25 protein-coding genes are annotated in these 25397 nt (G+C 56.9%); 16 read left to right on the plus strand and 9 right to left on the minus strand.

Annotated features, from left to right (window positions below):
• Positions 1-118: 118 nt before the first annotated feature.
• Positions 119-1069, minus strand: a complete 951-nt coding sequence (locus G6N80_RS15755; RefSeq protein ID WP_165135151.1) for a choline ABC transporter substrate-binding protein — start codon at positions 1067-1069, stop codon at positions 119-121.
• Between the two features lie 210 nt (positions 1070-1279).
• Between G6N80_RS15755 and G6N80_RS15760 the strand changes: the two genes are divergently transcribed.
• The 3 genes from G6N80_RS15760 (at position 1280) to G6N80_RS15770 (ending at position 3803) form a co-directional block, all read left to right on the plus strand.
• Positions 1280-1732 carry a pseudoazurin gene (locus tag G6N80_RS15760; protein WP_062554728.1) on the plus strand — a complete coding sequence of 151 codons (453 nt, stop codon included), beginning with the start codon at positions 1280-1282 and terminating at the stop codon, positions 1730-1732.
• A 92-nt stretch (positions 1733-1824) separates the two neighbouring features.
• The gene (locus tag G6N80_RS15765; protein WP_165135154.1) at positions 1825-2604 is read left to right on the plus strand and encodes a hypothetical protein; all 780 of its coding nucleotides are present in this window, start codon (positions 1825-1827) and stop codon (positions 2602-2604) included.
• Positions 2605-2642: 38 nt separating this feature from the next.
• Complete coding sequence (locus G6N80_RS15770; RefSeq protein WP_165135157.1) at positions 2643-3803, plus strand: DUF2333 family protein; 1161 nt, start codon at positions 2643-2645, stop codon at positions 3801-3803.
• Between the two features lie 69 nt (positions 3804-3872).
• Here the strand turns inward: G6N80_RS15770 and G6N80_RS15775 are convergent, their stop codons facing one another.
• Together G6N80_RS15775 and G6N80_RS15780 are read right to left on the minus strand one after the other, a co-directional pair.
• Positions 3873-4340, minus strand: a complete 468-nt coding sequence (locus tag G6N80_RS15775) for a PAS domain-containing protein (protein WP_062553948.1) — start codon at positions 4338-4340, stop codon at positions 3873-3875.
• Between the two features lie 41 nt (positions 4341-4381).
• A complete protein-coding gene (locus G6N80_RS15780; RefSeq protein WP_062553949.1) occupies positions 4382-5107 on the minus strand; it encodes a helix-turn-helix transcriptional regulator in 726 nt (241 codons plus the stop codon).
• Between the two features lie 460 nt (positions 5108-5567).
• On the opposite strand from G6N80_RS15780, the gene G6N80_RS15785 reads away from it, so the two are divergent.
• Both G6N80_RS15785 and G6N80_RS15790 read left to right on the plus strand, forming a co-directional pair.
• Complete coding sequence (locus G6N80_RS15785; RefSeq protein WP_165135160.1) at positions 5568-7280, plus strand: formate--tetrahydrofolate ligase; 1713 nt, start codon at positions 5568-5570, stop codon at positions 7278-7280.
• A gap of 224 nt (positions 7281-7504) precedes the next feature.
• On the plus strand, positions 7505-8650 hold the full coding sequence (locus tag G6N80_RS15790; RefSeq protein WP_062553951.1) for a GGDEF domain-containing protein: 1146 nt from the start codon (positions 7505-7507) through the stop codon (positions 8648-8650).
• 20 nt (positions 8651-8670) lie between these two features.
• Here G6N80_RS15790 and G6N80_RS15795 read toward each other — a convergent pair whose 3' ends face one another.
• A complete protein-coding gene (locus G6N80_RS15795; protein ID WP_246251421.1) occupies positions 8671-9561 on the minus strand; it encodes an extensin-like domain-containing protein in 891 nt (296 codons plus the stop codon).
• Positions 9562-9623: 62 nt separating this feature from the next.
• Between G6N80_RS15795 and G6N80_RS15800 the strand changes: the two genes are divergently transcribed.
• Complete coding sequence (locus tag G6N80_RS15800; protein ID WP_165135163.1) at positions 9624-9911, plus strand: hypothetical protein; 288 nt, start codon at positions 9624-9626, stop codon at positions 9909-9911.
• Positions 9895-12084 carry an anthranilate synthase gene (locus G6N80_RS15805; protein WP_165135166.1) on the plus strand — a complete coding sequence of 730 codons (2190 nt, stop codon included), beginning with the start codon at positions 9895-9897 and terminating at the stop codon, positions 12082-12084. Before G6N80_RS15800 ends, G6N80_RS15805 begins: the two co-directional genes overlap by 17 nt.
• Before the next feature lie 61 nt (positions 12085-12145).
• Here the strand turns inward: G6N80_RS15805 and G6N80_RS15810 are convergent, their stop codons facing one another.
• Positions 12146-12712 (minus strand): dual specificity protein phosphatase family protein, encoded by a 567-nt coding sequence (locus G6N80_RS15810; RefSeq protein WP_165135169.1) that lies wholly within the window; start codon positions 12710-12712, stop codon positions 12146-12148.
• Positions 12713-12971: 259 nt separating this feature from the next.
• Here G6N80_RS15810 and G6N80_RS15815 point away from each other — a divergent pair, with 259 nt between their 5' ends.
• Both G6N80_RS15815 and queF read left to right on the plus strand, forming a co-directional pair.
• Positions 12972-13880: a cation diffusion facilitator family transporter gene (locus tag G6N80_RS15815; RefSeq protein ID WP_062554731.1), complete on the plus strand. Its 909-nt coding sequence runs from the start codon at positions 12972-12974 to the stop codon at positions 13878-13880.
• Between the two features lie 4 nt (positions 13881-13884).
• Positions 13885-14349: a preQ(1) synthase gene (gene queF / locus G6N80_RS15820; protein ID WP_165135172.1), complete on the plus strand. Its 465-nt coding sequence runs from the start codon at positions 13885-13887 to the stop codon at positions 14347-14349.
• 54 nt (positions 14350-14403) lie between these two features.
• Here queF and G6N80_RS15825 read toward each other — a convergent pair whose 3' ends face one another.
• Both G6N80_RS15825 and G6N80_RS15830 read right to left on the minus strand, forming a co-directional pair.
• Positions 14404-15228, minus strand: a complete 825-nt coding sequence (locus G6N80_RS15825; RefSeq protein ID WP_165135175.1) for a DUF2076 domain-containing protein — start codon at positions 15226-15228, stop codon at positions 14404-14406.
• Positions 15229-15336: 108 nt separating this feature from the next.
• Positions 15337-15927 carry a HupE/UreJ family protein gene (locus tag G6N80_RS15830; RefSeq protein ID WP_062553957.1) on the minus strand — a complete coding sequence of 197 codons (591 nt, stop codon included), beginning with the start codon at positions 15925-15927 and terminating at the stop codon, positions 15337-15339.
• 190 nt (positions 15928-16117) lie between these two features.
• Here G6N80_RS15830 and G6N80_RS15835 point away from each other — a divergent pair, with 190 nt between their 5' ends.
• The 6 genes from G6N80_RS15835 (at position 16118) to G6N80_RS15860 (ending at position 21397) form a co-directional block, all read left to right on the plus strand.
• Positions 16118-16705 (plus strand): ATP-dependent Clp protease proteolytic subunit, encoded by a 588-nt coding sequence (locus G6N80_RS15835; RefSeq protein WP_165135178.1) that lies wholly within the window; start codon positions 16118-16120, stop codon positions 16703-16705.
• 456 nt (positions 16706-17161) lie between these two features.
• On the plus strand, positions 17162-19033 hold the full coding sequence (locus G6N80_RS15840) for a methyl-accepting chemotaxis protein (RefSeq protein ID WP_165135181.1): 1872 nt from the start codon (positions 17162-17164) through the stop codon (positions 19031-19033).
• 338 nt (positions 19034-19371) lie between these two features.
• Complete coding sequence (locus G6N80_RS15845; RefSeq protein ID WP_062553960.1) at positions 19372-19581, plus strand: cold-shock protein; 210 nt, start codon at positions 19372-19374, stop codon at positions 19579-19581.
• Positions 19582-19790: 209 nt separating this feature from the next.
• Positions 19791-20078 (plus strand): hypothetical protein, encoded by a 288-nt coding sequence (locus G6N80_RS15850; RefSeq protein ID WP_062554732.1) that lies wholly within the window; start codon positions 19791-19793, stop codon positions 20076-20078.
• Between the two features lie 26 nt (positions 20079-20104).
• Positions 20105-20341, plus strand: coding sequence for a 30S ribosomal protein S21 (rpsU, locus tag G6N80_RS15855; RefSeq protein ID WP_062553961.1), 237 nt, complete (start codon positions 20105-20107; stop codon positions 20339-20341).
• Between the two features lie 171 nt (positions 20342-20512).
• Entirely contained in the window at positions 20513-21397 is an 885-nt protein-coding gene (locus G6N80_RS15860) for a MerR family transcriptional regulator (protein WP_062553962.1), read from the plus strand.
• A 67-nt stretch (positions 21398-21464) separates the two neighbouring features.
• Here the strand turns inward: G6N80_RS15860 and G6N80_RS15865 are convergent, their stop codons facing one another.
• Positions 21465-22703 (minus strand): saccharopine dehydrogenase family protein, encoded by a 1239-nt coding sequence (locus G6N80_RS15865; protein WP_165135184.1) that lies wholly within the window; start codon positions 22701-22703, stop codon positions 21465-21467.
• 50 nt (positions 22704-22753) lie between these two features.
• A complete protein-coding gene (locus tag G6N80_RS15870; protein ID WP_165135187.1) occupies positions 22754-23851 on the minus strand; it encodes a carboxynorspermidine decarboxylase in 1098 nt (365 codons plus the stop codon).
• Between the two features lie 252 nt (positions 23852-24103).
• On the opposite strand from G6N80_RS15870, the gene G6N80_RS15875 reads away from it, so the two are divergent.
• Entirely contained in the window at positions 24104-25288 is a 1185-nt protein-coding gene (locus tag G6N80_RS15875; protein ID WP_062553964.1) for a benzoate/H(+) symporter BenE family transporter, read from the plus strand.
• Positions 25289-25397 lie beyond the last annotated feature (109 nt).

The raw sequence follows: 25397 nt of genomic DNA on the forward strand, positions 1-25397 counted from the left end.
GGCGCTAAACCCGGCGATGAAGCCGGCCGGGCAGAAAACCCAGCGCGGAAATGCCAGAAGCATGTGAGGCGGCCAATCTGGCCGCCTGATCTCTAGAGGGATGATCTCTAGAGGGTGATCAGAGGCCCAGCTTGGCCTTGACTGCGGGAAGACCGTCCTTGCCATCCACTGTCGTCACACCCGCCAGCCAAGGCTCAACGGCCTTGCCGTTCGCTTTGAGCCATTTCTTGGCCGCCGCCTGCGGCTCGAGCGCATCGTTGAGGATGCCGCCCATGATTTCGTTTTCCATGGACAGGCTGAACTTCAGATTGGTGATGAACTTGCCCGCATTGGGGCATTCCTTGGTGTAGCCTGCGCGCGTATTGGTGAAAATCGTCGCGCCGCCGAGGTTCGGACCGAACACGTCATCGCCGCCCGTCAGATAAGTCAGCTTGAAATTTGCGTTCATCGGATGCGGCTCCCATCCGAGGAAGACAACGGGTTCCTTTGAACGGTCGGCACGGGCGACCTGCGCCAGCATGCCCTGCTCGGAGGATTCCACGACCTCGAAGGATTTGAGGCCAAACGTATCCTTGGCGATCATGTCGAGGATCAGGCGGTTGCCATCATTGCCGGGCTCGATGCCGTAAATCTTGCCGCCCAGTTCCTTGCTGAACTTCGCGATGTCCTTGAAATCCTTGATGCCGAGTTCGGCACCCTTGGAATTGGTGGCGAGGGTATATTTCGCGCCTTCAAGGTTGGGACCAAAGGACTCGACAGATTTGTCATTCAGGAAGGGGCGAACATCGTTTTCCTGTGTCGGCATCCAATTGCCGAGGAAAACGTCGATATCCTTGTTCTTGAGCGACTGGTAGGTGACCGGAACCGACAGAACCTGAACCTGCGGCTTGTAGCCGAGCGCTTCCAGGATCACCGATGCGGTTGCGGTCGTGGCGGTTATATCCGTCCAGCCGACGTCCGAAAATCGAACGGAGCTGCAGCTTGCAGGCTCGGCGGCGAGCGCCTGACCGGATACCGCTATCAAGAGACTGACAGACAGCGAGAGTTTCAGCGAGGTTTTTGCGTGCATTGAACTGCTCCGTTTTTTGGTTCCCCAGCATTATCAATATCTGACCTAAGCAAGCAAGCTTGCCCAAACGCGCCGGAACAGGCGGTGGATTTGCGACAATCGCGGTGGAGCGCGATTGATCTTGATCAAGGTGAGTTTTTGACGCCAGCGTATTTGGTTCTCCTGAAATTCAGAGGCGGAACTGCTCTGCCGGAGAAACAGGAAACGATCATGACCAGTCTCAACAAAAGTCTCGCCGCCGCAGCCCTTGTTTTCGCAGCCCTGTTGGCCGGAACGGCACAGGCCGCGGAGCACGAAATCAAGATGCTGAACAAGGGAACCGATGGCGAGGCCATGGTTTTCGAGCCCGCTGCGGTGAAGGTTGCCGTGGGCGACACCGTGAAGTTCGTACCCGTCGACAAAGGGCATGATGCGGCGACCGTAAAGGAATTGCTTCCCGAAGGTGTCGAGGAGACCAAGGGCAAGATGAACCAGGAGCTGATTCTCAAGGTCGACAAGGAAGGTGCCTATGTCATCAAGTGCACCCCACACTGGGGAATGGGCATGGTCGCGCTCATTGTCGCCGGGGACAAACCTGCCAACCTCGAGGCTGTAAAGGCCGCCAAGATGGCGAAGAAGACGCGTGACAGACTGGATGCCGAACTGAAGGCGCTCGGTTTCTGATCTGAACGCGTATCGTCGTCTTGTGTCTGGCCAAGCTCTCTGCAAAAACTCCGGTGTGATATCGGCTCGCCGGAGAAAGCATGGAAACGCCAATGCAGAAAGCTGAGCCCGCCGTGCCGGACGTCCTGGGGCGGCGGATGGCTGCTCTTCGTGAGCAGTTGGAGACGGTGGTGAAGCAACTCTTGGCGGAGTCGCTGGACCCTGCAGCACTGGAACAGGTTGATATATGTCTCTTGGAATGGCGCTGGATCGAAAGCCAGTCTGCGCGCCTTGCACTGCAGATCGACGCCAGAGCGGCAGCTGCCATACACGACGCCGGAGGGCACAAGCTTCCATCCAAGAGAAGTCTCCTGAAAAGGTTGCTTCGCTCGCCACTCGAGCAGCGTCAGCACAGCGATCAGGAGACAGCGAACATTCTGCTGGATGGGCTTGCCGAAAGTCACCGGCTTCTTCTCTTGATCATTGATCATCGTGAATTCCTGCAACGGCAACTGACCCTGCTGGAAGCGGAGCTGGAAAAGCGATTCACGCAACTTCAGCTGGTTCCCGTCGGTGCCGGTGAGCCGGTTGATGCAATCGTTGACCGGATCGACGTTCTGCAGGATCTGGTCGACGGCGTAATCGACATGACGGCAAGCGCGAACCTTTTCTACAACAAGATCCTGGTGGATGCGGAAGCAAATATCCTTGCCCTGACATCGCTGGACACCAATCGATATGTGCAGTCCGGCCTCGCGCTACCGCATTTCGACACCTTGCGCCAGCGAGCAGAGAGGGGGCTTTTGTCGGTTCGGGGCATTGCTCACCGCAGGGCAGTTCTCGACGAAGCATTTCAACGCAAGCTGTCGACCACTCGACAAGCGGGCCATTGATGCTTACCTGAACGAAAACGACAGGAGAGCCATCGGGCATGAGTGCATTTTCAGCCTTTTTGCGACGCGCAGGGGAAACCATCATGCGAGGCGTGAAGCTCTTCGGCGCATGGCTGTTGTGGCCCATCATGGCCGCGCACGGCTGGTATCGGCAACGCAATCTGCTGATCAAGCTGCCGCTCGCTGCTTTTCTTGTTCTCTTCGTGGGTCTGTATGGCTATTTCGTATGGCAGACACAGATCTGGAGCGGCTTCGATCCCAATTTCGTCGATCGCTACGCGTTCCAGACACGCAATGTCGGCGCCGGCCAGGAACTATCTCCGTCCGTGCAGCCAGGCAGCCAGCCGGCGACCGCTGCTCCGTCTTCTGCACCTGTTCAGCCACGGCAATGCCAGCAATCCGGTATTGTTGAAGTTGCCGCCGATCTGACCGACACGAACGTGAACCAGAACGCATGGATCTCGTCCATGCTGATGTACCGGCTTGGGTTCTTCGGGCTCGATTGGGATCGCACACCGTTTCTCGACAACAAGGCTGCATTCCAGCGCGGCGTGAACCAGACCGTTCGCCGTACTGCAGTCGAACTGGTTGATTCCCTCGGTCGCGTGCGCGGCACATCCGGGATCAACGGAAACCTGCAGGATGCGCGCGGCAACCTTCAGTTCGACGAATATTCCTGGTACTTCGGTCTTCAGCCGTTTGGATTCAAAACGCCGACACCCAGCTATTATCGCGCAGCCATTGACAGTCTTCGCAAGTTCAACGGCGATCTGGCCGCCTGCAATGCCGTTTTCGATGGCCGTGCCGACAATCTGGTCCAGTTCGTAGACCGGATCGCCAACGACCTGGGGGCGACCTCCGCGATCCTGCGGGAGCGTTCCGAAAACTACAATGGCGGATGGTTCGACACGCGGGCTGACGACCGGTTCTGGTTCGCCTATGGCCAGCTCTATGGCTACTACGCCATCATGAGTGCGGCCGGTGCCGACTTCAATCAGGTCATTCGCGAGCGCAATCTGGGCTCGATCTGGAACGATACACTGGAACAGTTCCGCGGTGCCCTGAAGATTCGTCCCCTGATCATTTCCAATGGCGCGGAAGATGGGTTGATCATGCCATCACATCTGGCGACGATCGGTTTCTACACCTTGCGCACGCGTTCCAATCTCGTCGAGATCAGAGCTATTCTTGATCGATAGAGGGTGCCGTCGGGCGATCGGGATTGAAAGCCGCATCTGAATCAGGGATGCGGCTGCATAAACCCCGGTTCAGAGCTTCAGGTCGGCGGTACTGTCCGTTTCATACCGGAAGTCGCAACGATGGGGCGGCACCTCAAAGGCAATGCCTACGATTTCGCCGCTGGTGCCGGGCTTCGTGCGAAAGCGACCGATCGAGCAGACGTATCGGTAGGTGATCCTGTCCGATGAAAGGCGATGGATCTTCTGATAAGCCATGGGATGGGCAGAGGCAACTTCATGGCTCTCCATGACACTGCTCAAATCATCCGGATGAATACGGGCAATGATCTCCATCATGTTGATGGGGCCGTCGGTGTGCTTGATGCCGTAAAGTTTGCTGTAGGTGGCGCTGCAAAATGTGTGACCACTATCCAGGTCCAGGCGCCATAAACCGACAAGATTGAAGGTAGAAAAAATTTCAAAGAATTCGTCTGTCGACAAACCGAAGTCCTGCAGCGTGTCGATCTTTCCAGTAATGGATCCGGATTTTGACAGCAATGGTCGAACCCTTATTGACACTTGTCTAATACGCCCGTTTGTTAGGTGATTAAACGTAGGCGGATAGCTTTTGCTACCAGTTGGGTTCGATTTACACAATCCAGTTTCTTTATTGCCTTATTCAGATAAGCATTCACGGTATGGTCGGACAGTGAAAGAATGTCGCCGATCTCGGACGATGTCTTCCCCTGTGAGGTCCATTTCAGCACCTCCAGTTCGCGGGCCGTCAGGATGCTTTTCGGTGGTGGCTCGGTGCGGCGCACGCGATCGAAGACCCTGAAACACTGCAGCATCAGCATTCCAACCTCATTGAGTTGAGGCAAGGTCAGAACCGGACGGTCTCCGTCGAGGCGCATGACGAACATGGATCCATCCGACGAACTGAAAGGCATGGCGACGCCGGTGGTCATGCCATAGGTCTTCGCAAGGCGGCGAAACGGTTCCGGAAAATCCAGAGGCCAACCGTCATCATACTGCTCTTCATAGCTCCAGCACAGCGGAAGAGCCATGTTCTTCAACAGCGGAACCAGCGGGCAAGCCGTGAGCAGCCTCAAACGGTCAAAGTCGCGAAGATAGGACCGAGGGACATTCGACTCCACCATAAGTGGTTCCAGCAGAGAGTCCGATGCCGCCGGCGCGCTCATCAGCGCGAAATATTTGAAGCCAAATTGTTTTGCAAGTTTCGCCAGAACAGCCACGACCGCCGCGCGTGAATCCGCCGTAGAAATTTCCCGACTCAAAAGCGAATGCCGTTCAAGCGTAATCATGAATTCCCGATCGTTTGCCTGCGCTAAACTGCAATGGAACGACGATAGCCGAACCGTAAATGCTTGCCAACGTTATTTTCGTATTTTCACATCTATACTGCAATTCGACTGAGTCGATACGGGTTAACTTCGAATCGACCTGTATCAATTCGGTGCAATTTGCCTCAAGTGAATGAGTATTTGCCCGACATGATGGCCGTTGTCCAAATCTTGCTCTCATTTCTTGAGATTGCATGGTCCTTGCTGATACAATCCAGTCGAGATTCTGTAAACACAAGAAGATTTGCGGCGGGAAATTCAATAATTTTTGATCAGGCGAGCGAAAAATATTGATCGCGCAAGTAATCGTCTCTGAGGAATGCGTCAACTTCTATCTTTTGCATCAGACCATGCACCAAGCGAATAAAACGCGTTGGATGTAAGTATCCGGCACTGGTAGGCGTCAGCGATGCAATGCGCTATGCAGATTGAAACGCATCGTAAACGGAGACTGGGTGTGATCGTGCCGTCTGACATCGAAATTGCGCGTACTGCTGCCATGAAGCCGATCATGGAGATTGGATCTCAGATCGGAATTCCGGCGCAATCTCTGGTTCCATACGGTCACGACAAGGCAAAGGTATCAGCGTCTTTTCTGCGCTCTCTGGGTGCCAGACCCGAGGGTAAGCTGATCCTGGTCACGGCCATCAATCCGACACCCGCCGGCGAAGGCAAAACAACGACGACTGTCGGTCTCGGCGACGGACTGAACCGGATAGGCAAGCGTGCCATGATCTGCCTGCGCGAGCCATCACTGGGTCCTTGCTTCGGAGTCAAAGGCGGCGCTGCGGGGGGCGGGTATGCGCAGGTCGTTCCGATGGAGGATATCAACCTGCACTTTACGGGTGATTTCCATGCCATTACCGCGGCTCACAATCTGCTGGCCGCGCTGATCGACAATCATATCTACTGGGGTAACGCTCTCGATTTTGATCTTCGGCGTATCGCCTGGCGGCGTGTGGTCGACATGAACGACCGGGCACTGCGGGAGATCGTTGGTTCGCTCGGCGGTGTCTCAAACGGATTTCCGCGCGAAACCGGTTTTGACATCACTGTTGCCTCGGAAGTCATGGCCATCCTTTGCCTTGCCGAAGACCTTGCGGATCTGGAAGCGCGTCTGGGCGCCATAATCGTTGGCTACCGCCGCGACAAGACGCCCATTTTCGCGCGGGATCTGAAAGCAGACGGTGCCATGGCCGTGCTGTTGAAAGATGCCATGCAGCCGAACCTCGTGCAGACGCTGGAGAACAATCCGGCTTTCGTGCACGGCGGGCCATTTGCCAACATTGCGCATGGCTGCAACTCCATTGTGGCGACAAAGGCTGCCTTGAGGCTCGCAGATTTTGTTGTGACCGAAGCGGGCTTCGGCGCTGACCTCGGCGCCGAAAAATTTTTCGACATCAAGTGCAGAAAAGCAGGTCTGCGGCCTGCCGCCGCCGTGGTGGTTGCAACCATTCGTGCCTTGAAGATGAACGGCGGGGTCGCGAAGGCGGATCTTGGCCGCGAGAATGTCGATGCCCTTCGGGCGGGATGCGTCAATCTTGGTCGTCATATCGAGAACATCCGCAAGTTCGGTGTTCCCGTTATCGTGGCCATCAATCATTTTTCGTCTGATACCGATGCTGAAGTTCGGGCGATTGTTGATTACGCGAATGATCAGGGTGTCGATGCGGTGCTTTGCCGTCATTGGGCGCAGGGGTCTGCGGGCATTGTCGAACTTGCTGAAAAAGTGACCGCGCTGGCGAATTCCTGCGAAGCAGACTTTCGTCCCCTGTACGGCGATGATCTGTCGCTGATGGCAAAGATCGAGACCGTGGCGCGGGAGATCTACCGCGCCGATGGAGTTACTGCCGAAGCATCGGTTCTTGAGCAGTTGCGGGCGTTTGAAGCGCAAGGCTATGGAGGACTTCCGGTCTGCATTGCCAAGACCCAATACTCCTTTTCCAGCGATCCGTCTCTGCTTGGGGCGCCGACGGGACATAGTCTACCAATCAGGGAGGTCAGGCTTTCGGCGGGAGCGGGCTTCGTGGTCGCAATCACGGGCGAGATCCGGACCATGCCTGGCTTGCCCCGGTCGCCTTCGGCAGAGCGCATTGCCTTGAATGAACTCGGGCAAATCGAAGGGCTTTTCTAGGGTGAGGGATCAATCAACCTAAGTTGGAGCCTTATGTCAAAGCTCGAACATGATTGGCAATCATAGACTTAACGTAAATTCCGGTGGTTTTTACTCAAATTATCGGGATTAATTCTTGATTCACGATAGTTGTCTGTTCTGTATGAGAAGGACATTTGTCCGATTTTGCTAACGTGTCTTCAGTAATTCAGCTCTATGCTTTGTGCTATAGATGGAGTGAAGGCATGCCACTATCGCATAACCCCAATCTGTTGCAGCCCCGGGTGCCGATTCTGAACTGGATCGCCGATATGGGTTCCGACATTTCGGATGAGATTCGTTACAGACTGTGTGCGACCCTGGCATCCTCCACCTTGCCGGCCCTCTTGGGCTCTCTGAACTCCTTCTGCATTACGCTGCTGGCCTACGCCCGTCTCCAGAATACGATCCTGCTGTACATTGCATTGTGCGACCTCATCTTCGGCGTTATGCGGGTGTGCGCAACAAACGTCAGTTGGCTGCGTACGGTTGCTGCAGATCTTGTTGTGGTCTCCGGTATTGGCTGGGCGACGATGATGGCCGCCACCATGGTTGTCGTCGGCTTCAGTGACGACACGCCCATGCTCATCATCGTGGTTGCTTCGGGATTGGGATCCTGTGCGGGCATCATTGCACGCAATTATGCCGCGCCGCGGCTGGCACTGGCGCAGGTCATTGTGATCGATGCTTCGTTCAAGATTCCGTTTTGCATTCATCACCCCGAATTCATTCCGCTTATCCTCTTGCAAGGTGCAGGCTTCATCGGTGTTGCCATCTGGATCATGCGGCAGCAGCGCGAAACCACGGTGCGGGCGATTGCCGGTCAGATCGAGAGTCGAACCCAATCTTTGCAAGATCCGCTGACGGGACTACTGAACCGGCGTGGCTTTGCGGAAAAAGCGCAGTCGATGCGGCAGACTTCAAGTACCAAGGCTCTCTTGTACCTTGATCTCGATGGTTTCAAACAGGTCAACGACCGGTTCGGGCACGGCGTGGGCGATGAAATTCTCAGGCAGGCGGCACGACGACTTTCCATTTGTCTGCCGAATGCTTCCATCTGTCGTATGGGCGGAGACGAGTTCATCGTACTTGCCGACTGTCACAGTCGGCAGGAAGCCGCCGTCATTGGTGCACGTATCATTCAGACAATATCGCTTCCAACCGTCACGTCAGCAGGTCAGGCGTCGGTTGGCGTGAGTATCGGCATCTCCCTGTTCGATCCGATGGAAGTCGATCTGGAGCGCGCCATGGTGGAGGCAGACGAAGCGCTTTACCGCGCCAAGCGTGCGGGACGGGGCTGCGCGCTCCTGCATGATCCTGCCATGTCGGGCGCATCCAAAGCTATGGCCTGAAGCCGTTCAGGGCCGAAGGGTCAACGGCAATATCGGTAGTCGCCCTTCCTCTCGAGAACATCGAGATGGAGGTGATCCTCATGGGTCGCATCGCTGCCCGGTGACAGAACGGTGCGGAAATGCAGACACGCCCCGGCGGTCGCGGTCCTCTGAAAGGCGCCCTCCAGTGTCGGGTCTTCTGTCTTCGGCTTCATTTCAATCGCGTCACCCTTGTCGAATTCCAGTGCGATCACGTCGATGGCGTTGCCTTTCGCATGCTCCGAGATCTTGCCCGTTTCGGCGTGATTGCGCTTGCGGCAGGCATAGGATGCAGCATTGCGAACACCGACGATTTGTTTGTCCGGAAACGCAACCTTCAGGGCCGGCTGTACCGTGTCCTTCAGCCAGTGCGACAGGGCCAGCGCGGCCTCGCATCGCAAGGGGGAAGGGTCGGAGAGCTTGATGCCGGGAAGGGGACTTGTGAGCCTGATCGGCTTTTCAATTCCACAGGTGCCGTCTTCCTCGGAGATCGACTCGGCCTCGGTGAACTCGGCACCCATCGCTTTCAAATCCGACAGGCAAGCCGCATAGGCCTGTGGATCTTCCTTGATGATGTTTGGCACGGCAGGCTCTTCCGGTGTCTTGCTCTTGGTCTCGGTCTTGCTCTCGGCCTCTGTTCCTGGCTTTGTCGGCGATTGAGGTTCGCTGGATGGTTGCTTGCCGGGCGTTTCGGCCTCTGCCGGCGGCTGTGGCTTTGCTGCAGGTGTCGGAATGTCTTTGGTCTCCGGAAATTTTGTATTGTCCGGCAGGGATTTGTCTGACGAACGCTCAGCCTCAGCTGGCTTTGCTTCAGGAAGCGGGCCTTCGGTCGGCAGGCTCGCCGCCGTGAGCGAAATGGTGGCCAACAGGGCTGCAGCTATGCGCATCATCATGAACATTGTCCTCCACGTGACGGCTGACAACGCATCAGGATCAAATTGGTCGCATGCCCCTCATGGAGGCTCTTGCGAAGCAGGTTTGGAGTCGCTATCAATCACGCCATGAAGACGTCTTTGATCATGGCTATCTGGTGGTGGGTTCGCAGCTAAGCGGCCTTGACCAGTCATGTTCAAAGACAAGACAAAGCCGCCCGACCACCGAGGCGGCTTTCTTGTTTCCCAAGGCTCCCCTCGCAAACCGGGCAAATGCCAAACGCTTGCGCCGCAAAACAGCTTTCGCAGTTGTCGAGGACAGGATAAGAACGCGGGATATTCAAAAGGTGGATTATGGTCACGATTATTGAAGATGATGGGTCCGAGGTTTACGAGACCCGCGGCGGGATAAAGGTCAGCCGCAAACGTCGCGCCGCACCCTATGCCGATGCAATTTCCAGCTATGTCGACAAGCTGGATGAGCGTCGCGGCGCCGTCTTCTCATCGAACTATGAGTATCCGGGTCGCTACACGCGCTGGGACACGGCCATCGTCGATCCGCCGCTCGGTATCTCCTCCTTCGGACGTCAGGTCTGGATCGAGGCCTATAACGGGCGCGGCGAAGTGCTGCTGGAACTGATCGCCCAGCGTCTGGCAAGCGAGACCGAGTTGACACTGGGTGAGCGCACTGCGCGTCGTCTCGATCTCTCCGTTAATCTGCCAGCGCGCGCCTTCACGGAAGAAGAGCGCTCGAAAATGCCGACCGTCTTTACGGTACTGCGTGCAGTCGTTGATCTTTTCTACTCCGATGCCGATAGCGCAATCGGCCTGTTCGGTGCCTTCGGCTACGATCTTGCGTTCCAGTTCGATTCCATCAAGCTGTCGCTACAGCGGCCGGACGATCAGCGCGACATGGTTCTGTTCCTGCCGGACGAGATTCTCGTCGTGGACCACTATTCCGCCAAGGCTTGGATCGACCGCTATGACTTCAGCCGCGGCGACCTGACGACCGCAGGCAAGAGCGAGGAAATCGCGCCTGACCCGTTCCGCACCACGGATGTCATCCCGCCCAAGGGCGATCATCGTCCCGGCGAATATTCCGAACTCGTGGTCAAGGCGAAGGAAAGCTTCCGCCGCGGCGACCTGTTCGAGGTGGTGCCGGGGCAGAAGTTCATGGAGCGGTGCGACAGCAAGCCCTCGCAGATCTCCAATCGGCTGAAGGCGATCAATCCGTCACCCTATTCCTTCTTCATCAACCTCGGCCATCAGGAATATCTGGTCGGCGCTTCGCCGGAAATGTTTGTTCGCGTCTCTGGCCGACGTATCGAGACGTGCCCGATTTCGGGAACCATCCGCCGCGGCGAGGATGCGATTTCCGACAGTGAGCAGATCCTGAAGCTGCTCAACTCGAAGAAGGATGAGTCCGAGCTGACCATGTGCTCGGATGTCGACCGCAACGACAAGAGCCGCGTTTGTGAGCCGGGTTCCGTCAAGGTCATTGGTCGCCGCCAGATCGAAATGTATTCGCGCCTCATTCATACGGTGGACCATATCGAGGGTCGTCTGCGCCCGGACATGGATGCCTTCGACGGTTTCCTCAGCCATGCCTGGGCAGTGACCGTGACGGGTGCCCCGAAGCTGTGGGCCATGCGGTTCATCGAAAAGCATGAGAAGAGCCCGCGCGCCTGGTATGGCGGCGCCATCGGCATGGTGGGCTTCAACGGCGACATGAATACGGGGCTTACGCTGCGCACCATCCGCATCAAGGATGGCATCGCGGAGGTGCGCGCCGGAGCGACGCTGCTGAACGACAGCGATCCGCATGAGGAAGAGGCTGAAACCGAATTGAAGGCATCTGCCATGATTTCTGCAATCCGTGATGCGCGCGCAGGCAATACGGCCAAGGCGGGCCGCGATGTCGCGGCTGTTGGCAAGGGTGTGAAGATCCTGCTGGTCGACCACGAAGACAGCTTCGTTCACACCTTGGCGAACTACTTCCGCCAGACAGGCGCCGAAGTCTCCACAGTGCGTACGCCGGTGCCTGCCGAAATCTATGACCGCATCAAGCCGGATCTCGTCGTCCTGTCGCCCGGACCGGGCAATCCGCAGGATTTCGACTGCAAGAACACCATCAAGGCGGCGCGTGCCAAGGGTCTGCCGATCTTTGGGGTGTGCCTGGGGCTTCAGGCACTGGCCGAAGCCTATGGCGGCGAACTGCGCCATCTGGCGGTGCCGATGCATGGCAAGCCATCGCGCATTCGGGTGCTGGAGCCGGGACTTGTGTTCTCAGGCCTCGGCAAGGAGGTTACGGTCGGGCGTTATCACTCCATCTTTGCCGACCCGAAGACGCTGCACCCGGATTTCATCATCACGGCCGAAAGCGAAGACGGCACCATCATGGGCATCGAGCATGCCAAGGAGCCGATCGCAGCTGTGCAGTTCCATCCGGAATCGATCATGACGCTGGGCGGTGACGCCGGTATGCGGATGATCGAGAATGTGGTGGCGCATCTGGCGCGGAAGGCCAAGGAGCAGGCGGCGTAATCGCTGCCTCAACTTCACTGTCTTAGGAAAGGGGCGGTTTCTCGCCCCTTTTCTGTTTCGATCAGCTGTGGAGTCCGATGACTTTCTCGAAGGCTTCCCAGGTATCGTCCATCGCATACTCCTTGAGGAAGGGCAGGTTCAGGTGACCAAAGAGTGGCGAAAGTTGCCATTCTGCTGTCTCCTCATCCACACCGGCGATCTGCTGAAGGTAAAGGACGGTGGCAAAGCCCGTGCGATCGGCGCCGCTGCGACAGTGAACCAGCACCGGACCTTCCGCACTGCGCATCAGTTCCAGCAATTGAAATGTGCGATCCAGCCCCAGCGGTTTGCGCGCGGACATCTCGAAGTTAAGTTCCTTCGCGCCATGCTCGGTTGCCATGGCTTCCTCTGCCCGATACCAGGCTGCATTGGGGTTGCCGCCGCGTAGGTTTATAACTGACTTGATCTTGTATTCATCGATGTATTTGCCAAGATCTTCGGGAGAAAGCTGCGCGGAGCGATAAAATTTTCCGGGAAGCACTTCATGGAAATTTCCGACAAGTTGCAGATAGCCAAGATAGACACCAAGGCCAAGCACAGCAGCGCCAACCACCAGTGTAACTTTTTTTGCAATGCTGATGATTACCATTGGGATATGCGTCCTGTCTTGATTTCGACTTGTCTGGAGCGACTACGACCTGAGAACCCGGCCTGTGGCGAATTTATGTCTGTTGCAATGCCCACCAACATTTCCGCTCAAGGCTGCCACTGGACCTGCACCGCGATGCTTTGACAGCCGCGCAAAAGTGAGCGATAGAGACCTCCAACAGAAACCGCCGGGCGCTGACGCCTCGGCGGTTTCGCCGTTTCAGGGCTATTGCAAATCATTCGCATACGCAGAGAAGATGATGTCACAACCAAACCACACACTCGTTCAGCGCCTTGCCTTCTGGGGTATTCCACTCTCCTTAGCTGTCATGGGCCTGAAGCTTCTGGCCTGGTGGGTTACGGGGTCAGTGGCGCTTCTTTCAGACGGGCTGGAGTCATCGGTCAATGTGACTGCGGCGGTGGTCGCCTATTTCGTCATTCGGTATGCGCAGCGCCCCGCTGATGACGACCACCAGTTCGGGCATCACAAGGCGGAATATATCTCCGCTGTTCTGGAGGGCGTGCTGATCGTGGTTGCCGCACTTCTGATCGTGAAGGAAGCCTATGCCGGCATCATGCAGCCCGCGCTGCCGGAAGCGCCATGGCTCGGTCTTGGCATCAATGGCTTCGCAGGCGTCATCAATGCGGTCTGGGCGACTGTTCTCATCCGCGTGGGCACAGTGAACCGTTCTCCGGCCCTGAAGGCAGACGGTCATCATGTCATGTCGGATGTGGTGACGTCCGGCGGCGTCTTCGTCGGTCTGGTACTGGCAGTTCTGACGGGTTACGCCATCCTTGATCCGCTGCTGGCGCTGATCGTGGGGGTCAACATTCTCTGGCAGGGATACAGACTGATTACCTCCTCTCTTGGCGCGCTGATGGACAAGGCGGTTGAGCCGGAAGAAGAGGTTGCGATCAAGGAAGCGATTGCCGCCCATTCCGCCGGAGCGCTGGGCGTTCATGATCTCAGGACCCGGCGCGCCGGGGCTGCTGCCTTCATCGATTTTCATCTTGTGGTACCGGCCATGATGACAGTCGGTCAGGCACACGATATTTGTGACCGCTTGGAAGATGCGATCAAGCAGGCTATTCCCGGCGCATCATTGGCCATCCACGTGGAGCCCGAGGGCGAGCGTGAACATGGTGTCAAGGTTCAGATAGAAGGTTAGTCAGATGAGCAAGACCGATGTCAGCGGGCTGTCGCAGCTCGGCCGTCAGGTGGACGCGCCAACCAGCCCGGAAGAGGCGGTGCTGGAGAAGGTGCCCAATAACAATGCTGGAACGGATTTCGTCGTGCGTTTCACCGCGCCAGAATTCACATCGCTGTGCCCGATGACCGGGCAGCCGGATTTCGCCCACATCGTGATTGATTACATCCCGAACGGTTTTCTGATGGAATCGAAATCGCTGAAGCTGTTCCTCACGTCTTTCCGCAATCACGGCGCCTTCCACGAGGATTGCTCCGTCTACATCGCCAAGCGGATCGTTGATCTGCTGGAGCCGAAATGGCTGCGCATCGGCGCATACTGGTATCCACGCGGCGGAATACCGATCGATGTTTTCTGGCAGACCGGTGCAGCACCGGAAGGCGTCTGGTTGCCGGATCAGGGCGTACCGACCTATCGCGGCCGTGGGTGAAGACGGTTGACGGAGGTGAAACAATAAAGCCGGGCGCTGAGCCCGGCTTGTCTGTCATGCAAAGCTGCTGTCGTCGCCGCCGGAATCACCATCATCGGCACTCCAGTCATCATTGCTATCGTCGTAGGATGCCTGCTGAAAGTCATTGTCCGGTGTCGGATCAGCCTGCGCCGGAATTGGATCGGGCTGGGTCGGAGCAGCGTCGCCATAGTAGTTGTTGATGACCGTGGTTTCTTCGATCGGGTTGCTGCCGAAACCTTCGGCTGCGGGAGAGGCGAGGCCAAGACCGCTCATGTGATGACTGAAGATCCCGCTGAGTGAGTTGGCCAGAAGCATGCCGCCTGCAACTCCAGCGGCCGTGCCAAGCGCGCCTGTCAGGAAGCTGCTGCCTGCCGATGGCGGCCGCATAGCTGGTGCAGATGCGCCCGTTGACCAAGGGCCGGATGGTGCCATCGCTCCCGGTTGTCCATAGGCCGGTTGCTGCTGCACTTCGAGCGACTGACCCCACGGGCCGCTTGGTGCCCCATTGTAGGGACGGGGCGATGGCTGTTGTCGTGATTGTGCGGGCGGTTGTGGCGGCTGGCTGGAGCCGAAGATGGAGCTGAGAAAGCCGCCACGCTGCTCCGTTTCGCGCGGTGCCGCTGCCTGCTGCTCCTGCAACTGACGGACTTGGGCCTCAAGTTCTGAGATCCGTTTGGATGCGGCTTCGAGCCCCTTCTCCTGCACGATGACGGCCTGTGCCAGATAGTAGGGTGACGCCGGTTCCTGACGAACGGCATCCGCGATCAGCGTTTCCGCTTCCGGGTCACGCGGCGTAGCAGTGGCGCCTCGGACTCGTTGAAACAGTTCAGTCAGAAGTTGGCGTTCTTCAGGTGACATGGTCGGCTCCTCAAGGCTCGTTTCACGAAAGCCATGAGGAGGAAGTAGGGAGAAATTCGGGCCTTGTCAGCAGGCCCGAAGCTTAAATCTTGGTAAGAGAGCCGTACTTCAGCCGCCAAAGGCAAGCGAAAGACCGGCAAGTGCTGTTGCCGCGCCTGCGAAGCGACCGATGGCGGGAGCCAAGCGTGCGGTCCTCATGCCCAGCCCGACGCCGATGAGGTGCAGGAAGGCCGTTGCGACCGCAAAGCCCAGGCCGAACTGAAGTGCCGCTGCGGACCCCAATTCACCACCATGCGCGTAACCATGGAAGAGCGCGAATATGCCGACGACAGCGGCAGATGCGGCGACGGGCACGCGCACAGCCAGGGCCACCAAAAGGCCGAGGCCCATGACAGAGGCAAGGATTGCCGGCTCGACGAAGGGAAGGGGCGCACCTGCTACCGCCAGGCCGAAGCCCAGAACCATCATGGCCACGAAGGCAGCGGGAACAAGCCACAGAGCCTGTCGACGGTTCGGATCCGTTGCGATCTGGGCCGCCCAGAGGCCAACCGCCACCATGGCCAGAACATGGTCTGCTCCAAAGAGGGGGTGAGACAGCCCCGCCGCAATCGATCCATGTTCCAGTGGATCCAGATGTGCGAATGCCGGGACGGCGGCCACAGTCGACATGGCGACGGCCAGTGAAAGACGTTTGAACATGAATGTTCCCCTTCAAAATGCGCGGCGCAACGGTTTTCATTGCGTTCGGCGCAAGATTAGGCACTGCCTAAAAAGTTGTCTATGCGTAAAATGACGAAGGCCATATTCATCATAACGTCGCTGGCTGATTGTTTTGTGCGCGCGAACACATTATGTCCGGGGAGAGCAAATTCACTCTGGAGACTGTTCGATGAACGACGAGAATGAAGACGACAAGACGAAGGAATTGCCACTCGGCAAGGAAACGGAGGCGAATCTTTTCAAGTCGCGTTCGATCTTCATTTATGGCCCGATTACCCAGGAACTGGCCCAGAAGGTCTGCACCCAGCTTGTTGCGCTGGCTGCCGCGAGCGATGAAGACATTCGCATCTATGTGAACTCCCCCGGCGGTCACGTCGAATCGGGCGATTCGATTCATGACATGATCAAGTTCATCAAGCCGAAGGTCTGGATGATTGGCACGGGTTGGGTAGCCTCTGCCGGTGCTTTGATCTATGTCGCGGCGCCGAAAGAGCGTCGTATCTGCCTGCCAAACACCCGCTTCCTGCTTCATCAACCCTCCGGCGGTACGCGCGGCATGGTCTCCGATATCGAGATCCAGGCCCGCGAGATCATCAAGATGAACCAGCGCCTGATCAAGATCTTCGCCAAGGCTACCGGCCAGAGCGAGGAAAAGATCGCCAAGGACATCGATCGCGATTACTGGCTGGGCGCGGAAGATGCCGTGTCCTACGGCCTCGTCAACCGCATCGTCGAGAGCCAGTCCGAGATCGACTGACCTTCACGCCAAGACCTCATTTTGCCATAAGCCGTGCCGGAACTCATCCGGCGCGGCTTTTTCTTTGCCGCAAAGTAAATTTTTTTGGGCAAATGCTCAGAAAAATTCGCGGGTCTTTTAGGGTACGATACGTCTTTCAATAAGTTAGCAATCACTCATACTGCTGGATGTCCCGTCGATGATCATGCACGGACAGATGGCCGATCATGCTACCTGTAGCGGTCAAAGACAATCTATGCAGGAAATCTGAGTAAAAATCCTGGTAGCGCTAACAACTTCGCGGATTACAAAAAATTTGATTGCAGGTGCATTTCTGTACTCGCTGAGGTGTAGTCTATTCTTAAGTCAATTAGAGCAATATAGATTGCGTTAATAAGTGTATGCATATTTTTGGATTCAGAAGAAATGCCGGGATGGAGGCATCATAACAGGTCCATCGCGCCGATGAGGATTTTCATGTTCACCTTGACCATCTCTCGCATGACCGTTTTGTTTGGCATTATTGTAACGACAGGTATTGTTAGTTCATTTGGCGTGCAGCGTCTTGCGCTTGGCGAGTTGAAGGTTGGAGGACCAGTCTTCAATCAGATCGTCGATGGAAAGGATCTCGTCGCGGATATCTTGCCGCCACCTCTCTACCTGGTTGAGGCCTATGGACTGGCAACGGAGGTCGTTATCCATCGCGATGACCTTTCCGAGAACGTCAAGAAGGTCAACAAGCTCAGGCAAGACTACGAGGACCGGCGGAAAATCTGGAAGGATTCGAGCCTCCCGGCTGATCTTAAAGGATATCTTCTCAATGAAGTCCTGGTCAAAGGCGATCTTTTCTGGAAACAGCTCGACAGCAGCTTTGCCGTGCTTGCCTCTGGCGCGGATGTCGAGGCCGCACACAAAAGCTTCGATGCCTTGCAAAAGACCTTCCGTGACCATCAGGCCGCTGTCATTCGCCTCGTTGACATGTCCAATACATGGATGAAGGCCACGGAAGCAGCCGCAGCGGATGCAGACACCAAGTTCAGCAACCTGGCAATCGGCGGCAGTATTCTCTCGCTGGTCATTTTTCTGGCGGGGCTGTGGTTCATGAAGATGCGTGCCATCGGGCCGCTGACCGCCATCGGCGGGTATATGAGCCGTCTTGCTGCTGGTGACTACAGTCAGGACGTTCCCTATGCGCAGCGAGGCGACGAGATCGGCGACATGGCGCGCTCGGTCCAGACGTTTCGAACGGCCGCGCTGGAGCGCAAGCGGCTTCGCGAAGAAATGGAGGCTGGTCGTATCCTGTCCGACGAGGCGAGGGCGCTTCAGGAGCGCCAGCGTGTCGCCGAGGCGGCCCAACTGAAACAGGTCGTCGACAGCCTGGGTGCCGGGCTGCGCTGTCTGGCAGAGTGCAACATCTCAAAGCCGCTTGATGAGGAATTTGCCGTCCAATTCGAAGCATTGAGGACTGATTTCAACAATTCCATCGCGACCTTCCAGGAAACGATTGAGCAGGTTCTTCTGAAGACCGGTCAGATCAACGACAATGCCATGGCGATGAACGAGGCCGCAAACAACCTCTCAAAGCGCACGGAGCAACAGGCTGCCGCGCTGGAACAGACGGCTGCCTCGCTTGAAGAGGTAACCTCGACGGTGAAGGCGTCCGTGGAGCGTACGGCTGAAACGCGCAATCTGGTGCGGGATGCGCGGACATGCACATCGAAGTCCAGCGGTGTTGTTGCCGATGCAATCGACGCGATGAAACGTATCGAAGGTGCATCTGGCGAGATCGGCAAGATTGTTGATGTGATCGACCAGATTGCCTTCCAGACCAATCTCCTTGCGCTGAATGCAGGTGTCGAAGCTGCGCGTGCCGGCGAGGCCGGCAAGGGCTTTGCTGTCGTGGCCCAAGAGGTTCGCGACCTTGCCCAACGCTCGGCAACGGCGGCGAAGGAAATCAATGCCCTTATCGCGAAGTCGAAAACAGAGGTTGCCGCTGGCGTGCAACTGGTTGTCGAGACGGGCGGAGCCTTGCAGCAGATTGAAACATTTGTCGGGGAAATCGATGCCAAGGTAGAGGCCATTACCACGGCGTCGCGAGAGCAGGCGGTCGGTCTTTCGGAGATCAGCGATGCGGTCAATTCCATCGATCAAATGACCCAGAAGAACGCATCGATGGTGGAGGAAACCACGTTGATCAGCAATTCTCTGGCCGCTGACTCCAACCTGCTCAGCAGCATGGTTGGCAGGTTCCAGCTCAACCAAGGCCGTGATGACAAGGGCGCAATAGCGCGGCAGTCAAAGCCGGTCGTCGCCAGCGCAGGGTCCTTCTCGCTGCGCCGTGCTTCCTGAGTGCTTCCGTGATCGATGAAGCTGAGAAGAAGGCCCGGCTGCCTGACAGCCGGGTTAGAATTTGATGAGAAAGCCGTCACGCGACGCCGTCGAGTTCAACTGAATCGAAATTTTAAAGATTTGATTTCAGCTAGTTACCTTCATTTTTGTGTGGGCCTGCAAATAAATACAGCCCCTGAGGTTGAATATATCCAATAACAGCGTACCCTCAGGCTATCGACAATTGCTTGTGACGTCGTCCCGGAGCTTTATGCTCTCGTCAGATTTCCTCTCAAATCTTCGATCTTTGCCCGCAAGGTATCGCGGGTCCTACAACGATTTGATGAAAGGAAATCGTTATGAACATCGGCACAGTCAAGTTTTTCAACACCACCAAGGGTTTCGGCTTCATTCAGCCTGAGAACGGCAATGCGGACGTTTTCGTCCACATCTCGGCTGTTGAGCGCGCTGGCATGCGCACTCTGGTCGAAGGCCAGAAGGTAAGCTTCGAAATCGTCCAGGACCGTCGTTCTGGCAAGAGCTCTGCAGACAACCTTCAGGCTGCTTGATTTCCGATTGCCCATCCCGTTTGAGGATCGGGCATCTGTTATCTTAGACCTGATCTGCTCGTCGCGCATCATGTGCACGGGTTTGCTGGCTGATTGCTGCTCTTTTCGACCACGGATGTACTGGCGTTGGGAGCAGGAAGCATTATGAGGTCGGGTTCATCCCGGCCTTTTGTTTTTGTTCAGCCCATGGAATGCAGAAGGAGAGTGCCGTGGCGAGAAACCGCTACATAGCTGGTGATCGCATCGTTCTGAAGGCAGGTCCTTCCGGCCAAGCGCAGGGCGAGGGGCGCATCATATCGGTCCAGCCCGAATCTCAAAGTGGTGGGCCAACGCGCTACCGTGTTCGGTTCAATGAGGAAAACTTCGACCGCACCGTCGGCGAAGATGACATTGACGCGTCCCTGTCCATTTCCGGGAAGCAACCACCGAAAGCCGGTGAAGAGCGCAAGCCTGCGTCCGGCTGGATCAACCTCAATTCAATGAAAATCAAGAAGTAGCAGTACGTCTGCACCAAGGAGCCATCTTGCAGGTCATCGTCAGAGACAACAACGTCGAACAGGCGCTTCGTGTGCTCAAGAAGCGCATGCAGCGTGAAGGCATCTTCCGCGAGATGCGCGCCCGGACTTCCTACGAGAAGCCTTCAGAGCGTCGTGTTCGCGAAGAAGCAGAAGCCGTTCGCCGCCATCGCAAGCTTGTGAAGAAGCAGATGCAGCGCGAAGGTCTGCTGCCCATGCCGAAGAAGGCTGTGCGCCCGCGCTAAACCACTTCGGGTCTCGGCTCGATATCAAGATGTGTGCCATAGTCAGAAATACTTGTGGCGCACATCTATTACTTGCTCAGGTTTTATTCGTTTTATCTTTTCAACCTTAATTGTTGTGTATCGCGGGAAACATTCCATACTCGCCGAAAGTATTACGGCGGATGATTCGACGTGTTGACCGAAGATGTTGACCAAACTCTTTTAAATCTTGCTGATACGGCACGGCATGCCGGCCTATCCAGTCGTCAGATACGCGTATGGGAAGAGCGCTATGGTTTGACCGACTTTATCAGCGCAAAACTGAAGCCCCATACTTATACCCTGCGCCATGCCGAGCGGCTTCGATCCCTCAAACTCTGCATTGATGCTGGCTACCGCATCAGTACGCTTGTCGGACTGGACGCGAAGGATCTGCAATCCATGACACAGGATGTCGTGCTCCGAAACGCGCTGCGTCCCGGGGTTGAACTTCTTCGTGTCGGCAGGTTCGCGGATTTCGCGCTCTGGCTGGCCGATCGCCGACGTGTTCAGGAGACGGAAGACTTTATTTTCACAACGGTTTCACCCCTCATGAACCTGGTGGGTGCGTTGTGGGCTGAAGGCCGGTTGTCGGTTGCCGATGAACACTTTGCCAGCATGCAGATCAAGAAGCTGTTGCTCGACAGCCTCGATCTTTGTGAGGCCCCCTGTTCGTCTGCGCCTCTCATCATCGCCACGACGCCGGAGGGTGAAGCGCATGAAATCGGCGCGCTTTGCGCCGCAGTCCTCGCCAGGCAAGCCGGCTGGAACGTGCTGTACCTTGGCCCAAATCTCTCCGTCATGGAGATCGCGCATGCGGCAGAGCGCCATGGCGCCCGATGCGTTTGTCTCAGCAGTATCTCCCTGGCGTACCGGGCGTTCGAGAAAATCCTTGCCGGCCTGCATGCGACAGTTCCGGCCCATGCGGATATTGTCATCGGCGGTCCGGTATCGCAGCCGTTCGTGGCGCCTGAAAGGATCATCCTGCTTCAGGATATGCGCGATTTTCCCGCCTATCTCTCCCGTCGTATTGCATAGAACCGGGTAGAAAAAAATCCGCCGAATTGCTCCGGCGGATCGATGAATACGCTCACGGCGTGACGTTTCAGAATTCGACAGCGCGATCGCCGTTCTCATCCTGAATGCGAGTCGGCAAGCCGATCTTGTTCAGAAGGTTGATGAAGGGCTTCGGAGCAAGCTCTTCCACGTTCGCCATCTTCTTGACGTCCCACTCACCTGTGGCAACCAGCATGGCTGCTGCGACCGGCGGAACGCCAGCGGTGTAGGAAATGCCCTGGCTGCCTACTTCGTTATAGGCTTCCTTGTGGTCTGCTACGTTGTAGATGAAGACGGTCTTTTCCTTGCCGTCCTTCAAGCCTTTCACATAGTCACCGATGCAGGTCTTGCCTTCATACTCTGGTGCGAGCGATGCCGGATCCGGCAGGCAGGCCTTGACGACCTTGAGGGGAACGACTTCGGAGCCATCGGCCAGCTTCACCGGCTGTTCGGAGAGAAGACCGATCGACTTCAGGACCGTGAACACGTTGATGTAGTGATCGCCGAAGCCCATCCAGAAGCGCACGTCTGCGCCATCCATGTTCTTGGCCAGCGAATGGACTTCGTCATGGCCGCAGAGATAGGCCTTGCGCTTGCCCACGACCGGCAGGTCATATTCCTTGCCGATCTCGAACATCTTGTTTACCTGCCACTCACCCTTCTGCCAGGAGTAAACGACGCCGGTGAACTCACGGAAGTTGATTTCCGGATCGAAGTTCGTAGCGAAATACTTGCCGTGGCTGCCAGCATTGATGTCGACGATATCCACGTCGGTGACCTTGTCGAGATACTCGTCCTTGGCCAGCTTGGCATAGGCATTGACGACGCCCGGGTCGAAGCCGGCGCCGAGGATGGCGGTAATGCCTTTTTCCTCGCATTCGGCGGCGCGCTTCCATTCGTAGTTACCGTACCACGGCGGCGTTTCGCAGATCTTGTTCGGCTCTTCGTGAATGGCCGTATCGATGTAGGCAGCGCCCGTATCCATGCAGGCCCGCAGGACGGACATGTTCAGGAAGGCTGTGCCGACATTGATGACGATCTGAATGCCAAGCTTGGTAATCAGCGCCTTGGTGGCTTCGATATCGAGGGCGTTGAGCGCGTGGGCTTCCAGAATGCCCGCCTGCTTCATCGCCTTCTTTTCGTGTACGCTCGCGATGATCGCGTCGCACTTCGACTTGGTGCGGGATGCGATATGGAGATCGCCCAGCACGTCGTTATTCTGCGCACATTTATGCGCTACGACCTGCGCGACGCCGCCCGCGCCGATGATGAGCACGTTCTTTCTCATGATAGGGACCAACTCCTATGTCCAATCGTCAGAGACCAACCTGAGGTATTTCAGGAAAGGCTTTCTTCGTAGTCCGTGTAAGAAAATTCACGGACCGTCCTGAGGCTGCCATCCAGTTCACGGATGGCGATTGCCGGCATTTTCACGCCGTTAAACCAGTTTTTCTTGACCATCGTGTAACCGGCGGTGTCCTGGATCGAAATGCGGTCGCCGACATTCAACTCGTTCGGGAAATCGAACTCGCCGAAAATATCGCCGGCCAGGCAGGACTTGCCGCAGACCATGTAACGATGTGGCCCCTGGTTGGGATGAACCTTGGCATTCTCGCGATAGATCAGAAGATCCAGCAAGTGTGCCTCGATGGACGAATCCACCACGACAAGGTTCTTGCCGTTGTAGAGCTTGTCGAGAACGGTGACTTCCAGCGTCGTCGATTTTGTAATGGAGGCCTCGCCGGGCTCCAGATAGACCTGTACTCCGTACTCACCGGAGAAGCGCTTCAGGCGCTCGGCGAACTTTTCCAGCGGATAGTTCTCGCCGGTGAAATGAATGCCACCACCGAGGCTCACCCACTCGGCCTTCTTCAGCAGGGGGCCGAACTTTTCTTCGATCTGGCCGAGCATCTTGTCGAACAGATCGAAGTCGCCGTTTTCGCAATTGTTATGAATCATGAAGCCGGTGATGAGGTCCATCACTGGTTCGACCTGTCTCAGGTCCCATTCGCCGAGCCGCGAGAAGGGGCGGGCGGGATCTGCCAGATCGAAGCTCGACGAAGACACGCCGGGGTTCAGCCGCAGGCCACGAATGATGCCGGCAGACTGCTTCTCGAAGCGTTGCAGCTGACCAATCGTGTTGAAGATGATCTTGTCGGCATGAGAGACGACTTCGTCGATCTCGTAATCGGCATAGGCAACCGAATAGGCGTGTGTTTCCTTGCCGAACCGCTCATGGCCAAGGCGCACCTCATTCAAGGAGGATGAGGTGGTGCCGTCCATGTAGTTGCGCATGAAGTCGAAGACGGACCATGTGGCAAAGCATTTCAGCGCCAGCAAAGCCTTGGCGCCGGACAGTTCGCGCAAGGTCGCGATCTTCTCCATGTTGCGCAGGAGCTTTGACTTGTCGATGAGGTAATAGGGAGTCTGGATCAAGGCTTCATCCTTCGTGAACCCAGCCGTTTCCGGCGGAAGTGAACGGGACGCCCCGAATGCGTCGGCTGGGGGCTTATGCAAAAGGGGGGCAGAAGGCAAGAGGCAAAGCAGGCAAACCTCAAGGATTCTTGGATTTTGGGCGGCTTTCAGAGAATCTGCTCAGAGAACTGAATTACCCCGCAATAAGCTTGCTCGCATCGCTGCAATCTGGTGTGACTTCCGATACGGATTCACTGCCGCGGATTGCATGCCATGCTGAAAGACTTTTCCATCCAGGCCACCATCATGGGGACGCTGGTTGCCTTTGTCGGCTTCATCAGTTCCTTCGCCGTCATCATGCAGGGGCTGACAGCCATGGGGGCGGCGCCGGATCAGGTGGCGTCCGCGCTTTTCGTGCTGGCAGCTTTGATGGGATTGCTCGGCATCATCTTCCCGCTCTGGAAGCGTATGCCGATCAGTTGCGCCTGGTCCACTCCCGGCGCGGCTCTTCTCACCAGCGTCGGCATGATCGAGGGTGGCTTCTCCGCTGCGGCTGGTGCCTTCGTCATGTGTGCGGTTCTCATCATCCTGTCGGGCCTGTTTCAGCCGCTCGGCAAGGCCATGCGCATGATACCCGCTTCGCTTGCCAATGCCATGCTGGCCGGCATCCTGCTCAGCCTCTGCCTTGCACCGGTCAAGGCTATCGCATTCAACCCCTGGCTTGGGCTGCCGATCGTCGGAACCTGGATGGTGTTTCTCATGTGGAAGCGGCTCTGGGCGGTGCCTGCGGCCCTCGGCGCCTTTGCGCTGGTGCTTGTGTTCGGCGTGGACCTGCCGCCGGACATGCTCTCAAAACTGGGCAGTTCCATTCATCCGACGCTCGTTCCGGTGATGCCGACCTTCACCTGGCATGGCTTCGTCTCCGTCGCCATTCCATTGTTTGTCGTGACCATGGCCTCGCAAAACATTCCCGGCATCGCCATTCTCAAAGTCTATGGATACGAGCCTGCGCCCGGTCCGCTGTTTGCCTCGACAGGCGTGTTTTCGTTGGTGGCGGCGCTGTTCGGTGCGGTTCCGGTCAATCTGGCGGCTATCACTGCGGCCATGTGCGCCAGCGATGAGGCGCATCCGGATCCAAAACGGCGCTACTGGTCGGCGATCATCGGCGGGATTGGCTATATACTGTTCGGACTTCTGGCTTCCGCCATCATCGCCTTTGTCGCTTTTGCTCCACCGATCCTTTTGCAGGCCGTGGCGGGGCTTGCGCTGGTCGGCGCCTTTTCCAGCTCGGCGCAGGCTGCTTTCCGCGATGCGGATCACCGTGAGGCTGCGGCGATTACCTTTCTGGTTACGGCGTCCGGTACCGCTTTCATGGGTGTTTCCGGAGCCTTCTGGGGCCTCGTCGCAGGTGCGTTTATGTTGGGTCTGCGACGCTTCGTTCAGCAAAATGGTCACTGAGGGCGCAACCCATCTTGCGCAACATCGCATCCCACGGTATCAAATTCTCCATGAAGATCACGGGCAGCACATTTCCGACTTCTTGCGTCGCGGGCCAGATGGCACACCG

The organism is Rhizobium rhizoryzae, from assembly GCF_011046895.1.
GTDB lineage: Bacteria > Pseudomonadota > Alphaproteobacteria > Rhizobiales > Rhizobiaceae > Neorhizobium > Neorhizobium rhizoryzae.

Coding starts and splice junctions, on each gene's coding strand:
- G6N80_RS15755 (WP_165135151.1), bottom strand. CDS start 1,069: ATGCACGCAAAAACCTCGCTGAAACTCTCGCTGTCTGTCAGTCTCTTG.
- G6N80_RS15760 (WP_062554728.1), top strand. CDS start 1,280: ATGACCAGTCTCAACAAAAGTCTCGCCGCCGCAGCCCTTGTTTTCGCA.
- G6N80_RS15765 (WP_165135154.1), top strand. CDS start 1,825: ATGCAGAAAGCTGAGCCCGCCGTGCCGGACGTCCTGGGGCGGCGGATG.
- G6N80_RS15770 (WP_165135157.1), top strand. CDS start 2,643: ATGAGTGCATTTTCAGCCTTTTTGCGACGCGCAGGGGAAACCATCATG.
- G6N80_RS15780 (WP_062553949.1), bottom strand. CDS start 5,107: ATGATTACGCTTGAACGGCATTCGCTTTTGAGTCGGGAAATTTCTACG.
- G6N80_RS15785 (WP_165135160.1), top strand. CDS start 5,568: ATGCAGATTGAAACGCATCGTAAACGGAGACTGGGTGTGATCGTGCCG.
- G6N80_RS15790 (WP_062553951.1), top strand. CDS start 7,505: ATGCCACTATCGCATAACCCCAATCTGTTGCAGCCCCGGGTGCCGATT.
- G6N80_RS15795 (WP_246251421.1), bottom strand. CDS start 9,561: ATGATGATGCGCATAGCTGCAGCCCTGTTGGCCACCATTTCGCTCACG.
- G6N80_RS15800 (WP_165135163.1), top strand. CDS start 9,624: ATGGAGGCTCTTGCGAAGCAGGTTTGGAGTCGCTATCAATCACGCCAT.
- G6N80_RS15805 (WP_165135166.1), top strand. CDS start 9,895: ATGGTCACGATTATTGAAGATGATGGGTCCGAGGTTTACGAGACCCGC.
- G6N80_RS15810 (WP_165135169.1), bottom strand. CDS start 12,712: ATGGTAATCATCAGCATTGCAAAAAAAGTTACACTGGTGGTTGGCGCT.
- G6N80_RS15815 (WP_062554731.1), top strand. CDS start 12,972: ATGTCACAACCAAACCACACACTCGTTCAGCGCCTTGCCTTCTGGGGT.
- queF (WP_165135172.1), top strand. CDS start 13,885: ATGAGCAAGACCGATGTCAGCGGGCTGTCGCAGCTCGGCCGTCAGGTG.
- G6N80_RS15825 (WP_165135175.1), bottom strand. CDS start 15,228: ATGTCACCTGAAGAACGCCAACTTCTGACTGAACTGTTTCAACGAGTC.
- G6N80_RS15830 (WP_062553957.1), bottom strand. CDS start 15,927: ATGTTCAAACGTCTTTCACTGGCCGTCGCCATGTCGACTGTGGCCGCC.
- G6N80_RS15835 (WP_165135178.1), top strand. CDS start 16,118: ATGAACGACGAGAATGAAGACGACAAGACGAAGGAATTGCCACTCGGC.
- G6N80_RS15840 (WP_165135181.1), top strand. CDS start 17,162: ATGTTCACCTTGACCATCTCTCGCATGACCGTTTTGTTTGGCATTATT.
- G6N80_RS15845 (WP_062553960.1), top strand. CDS start 19,372: ATGAACATCGGCACAGTCAAGTTTTTCAACACCACCAAGGGTTTCGGC.
- G6N80_RS15865 (WP_165135184.1), bottom strand. CDS start 22,703: ATGAGAAAGAACGTGCTCATCATCGGCGCGGGCGGCGTCGCGCAGGTC.
- G6N80_RS15875 (WP_062553964.1), top strand. CDS start 24,104: ATGCTGAAAGACTTTTCCATCCAGGCCACCATCATGGGGACGCTGGTT.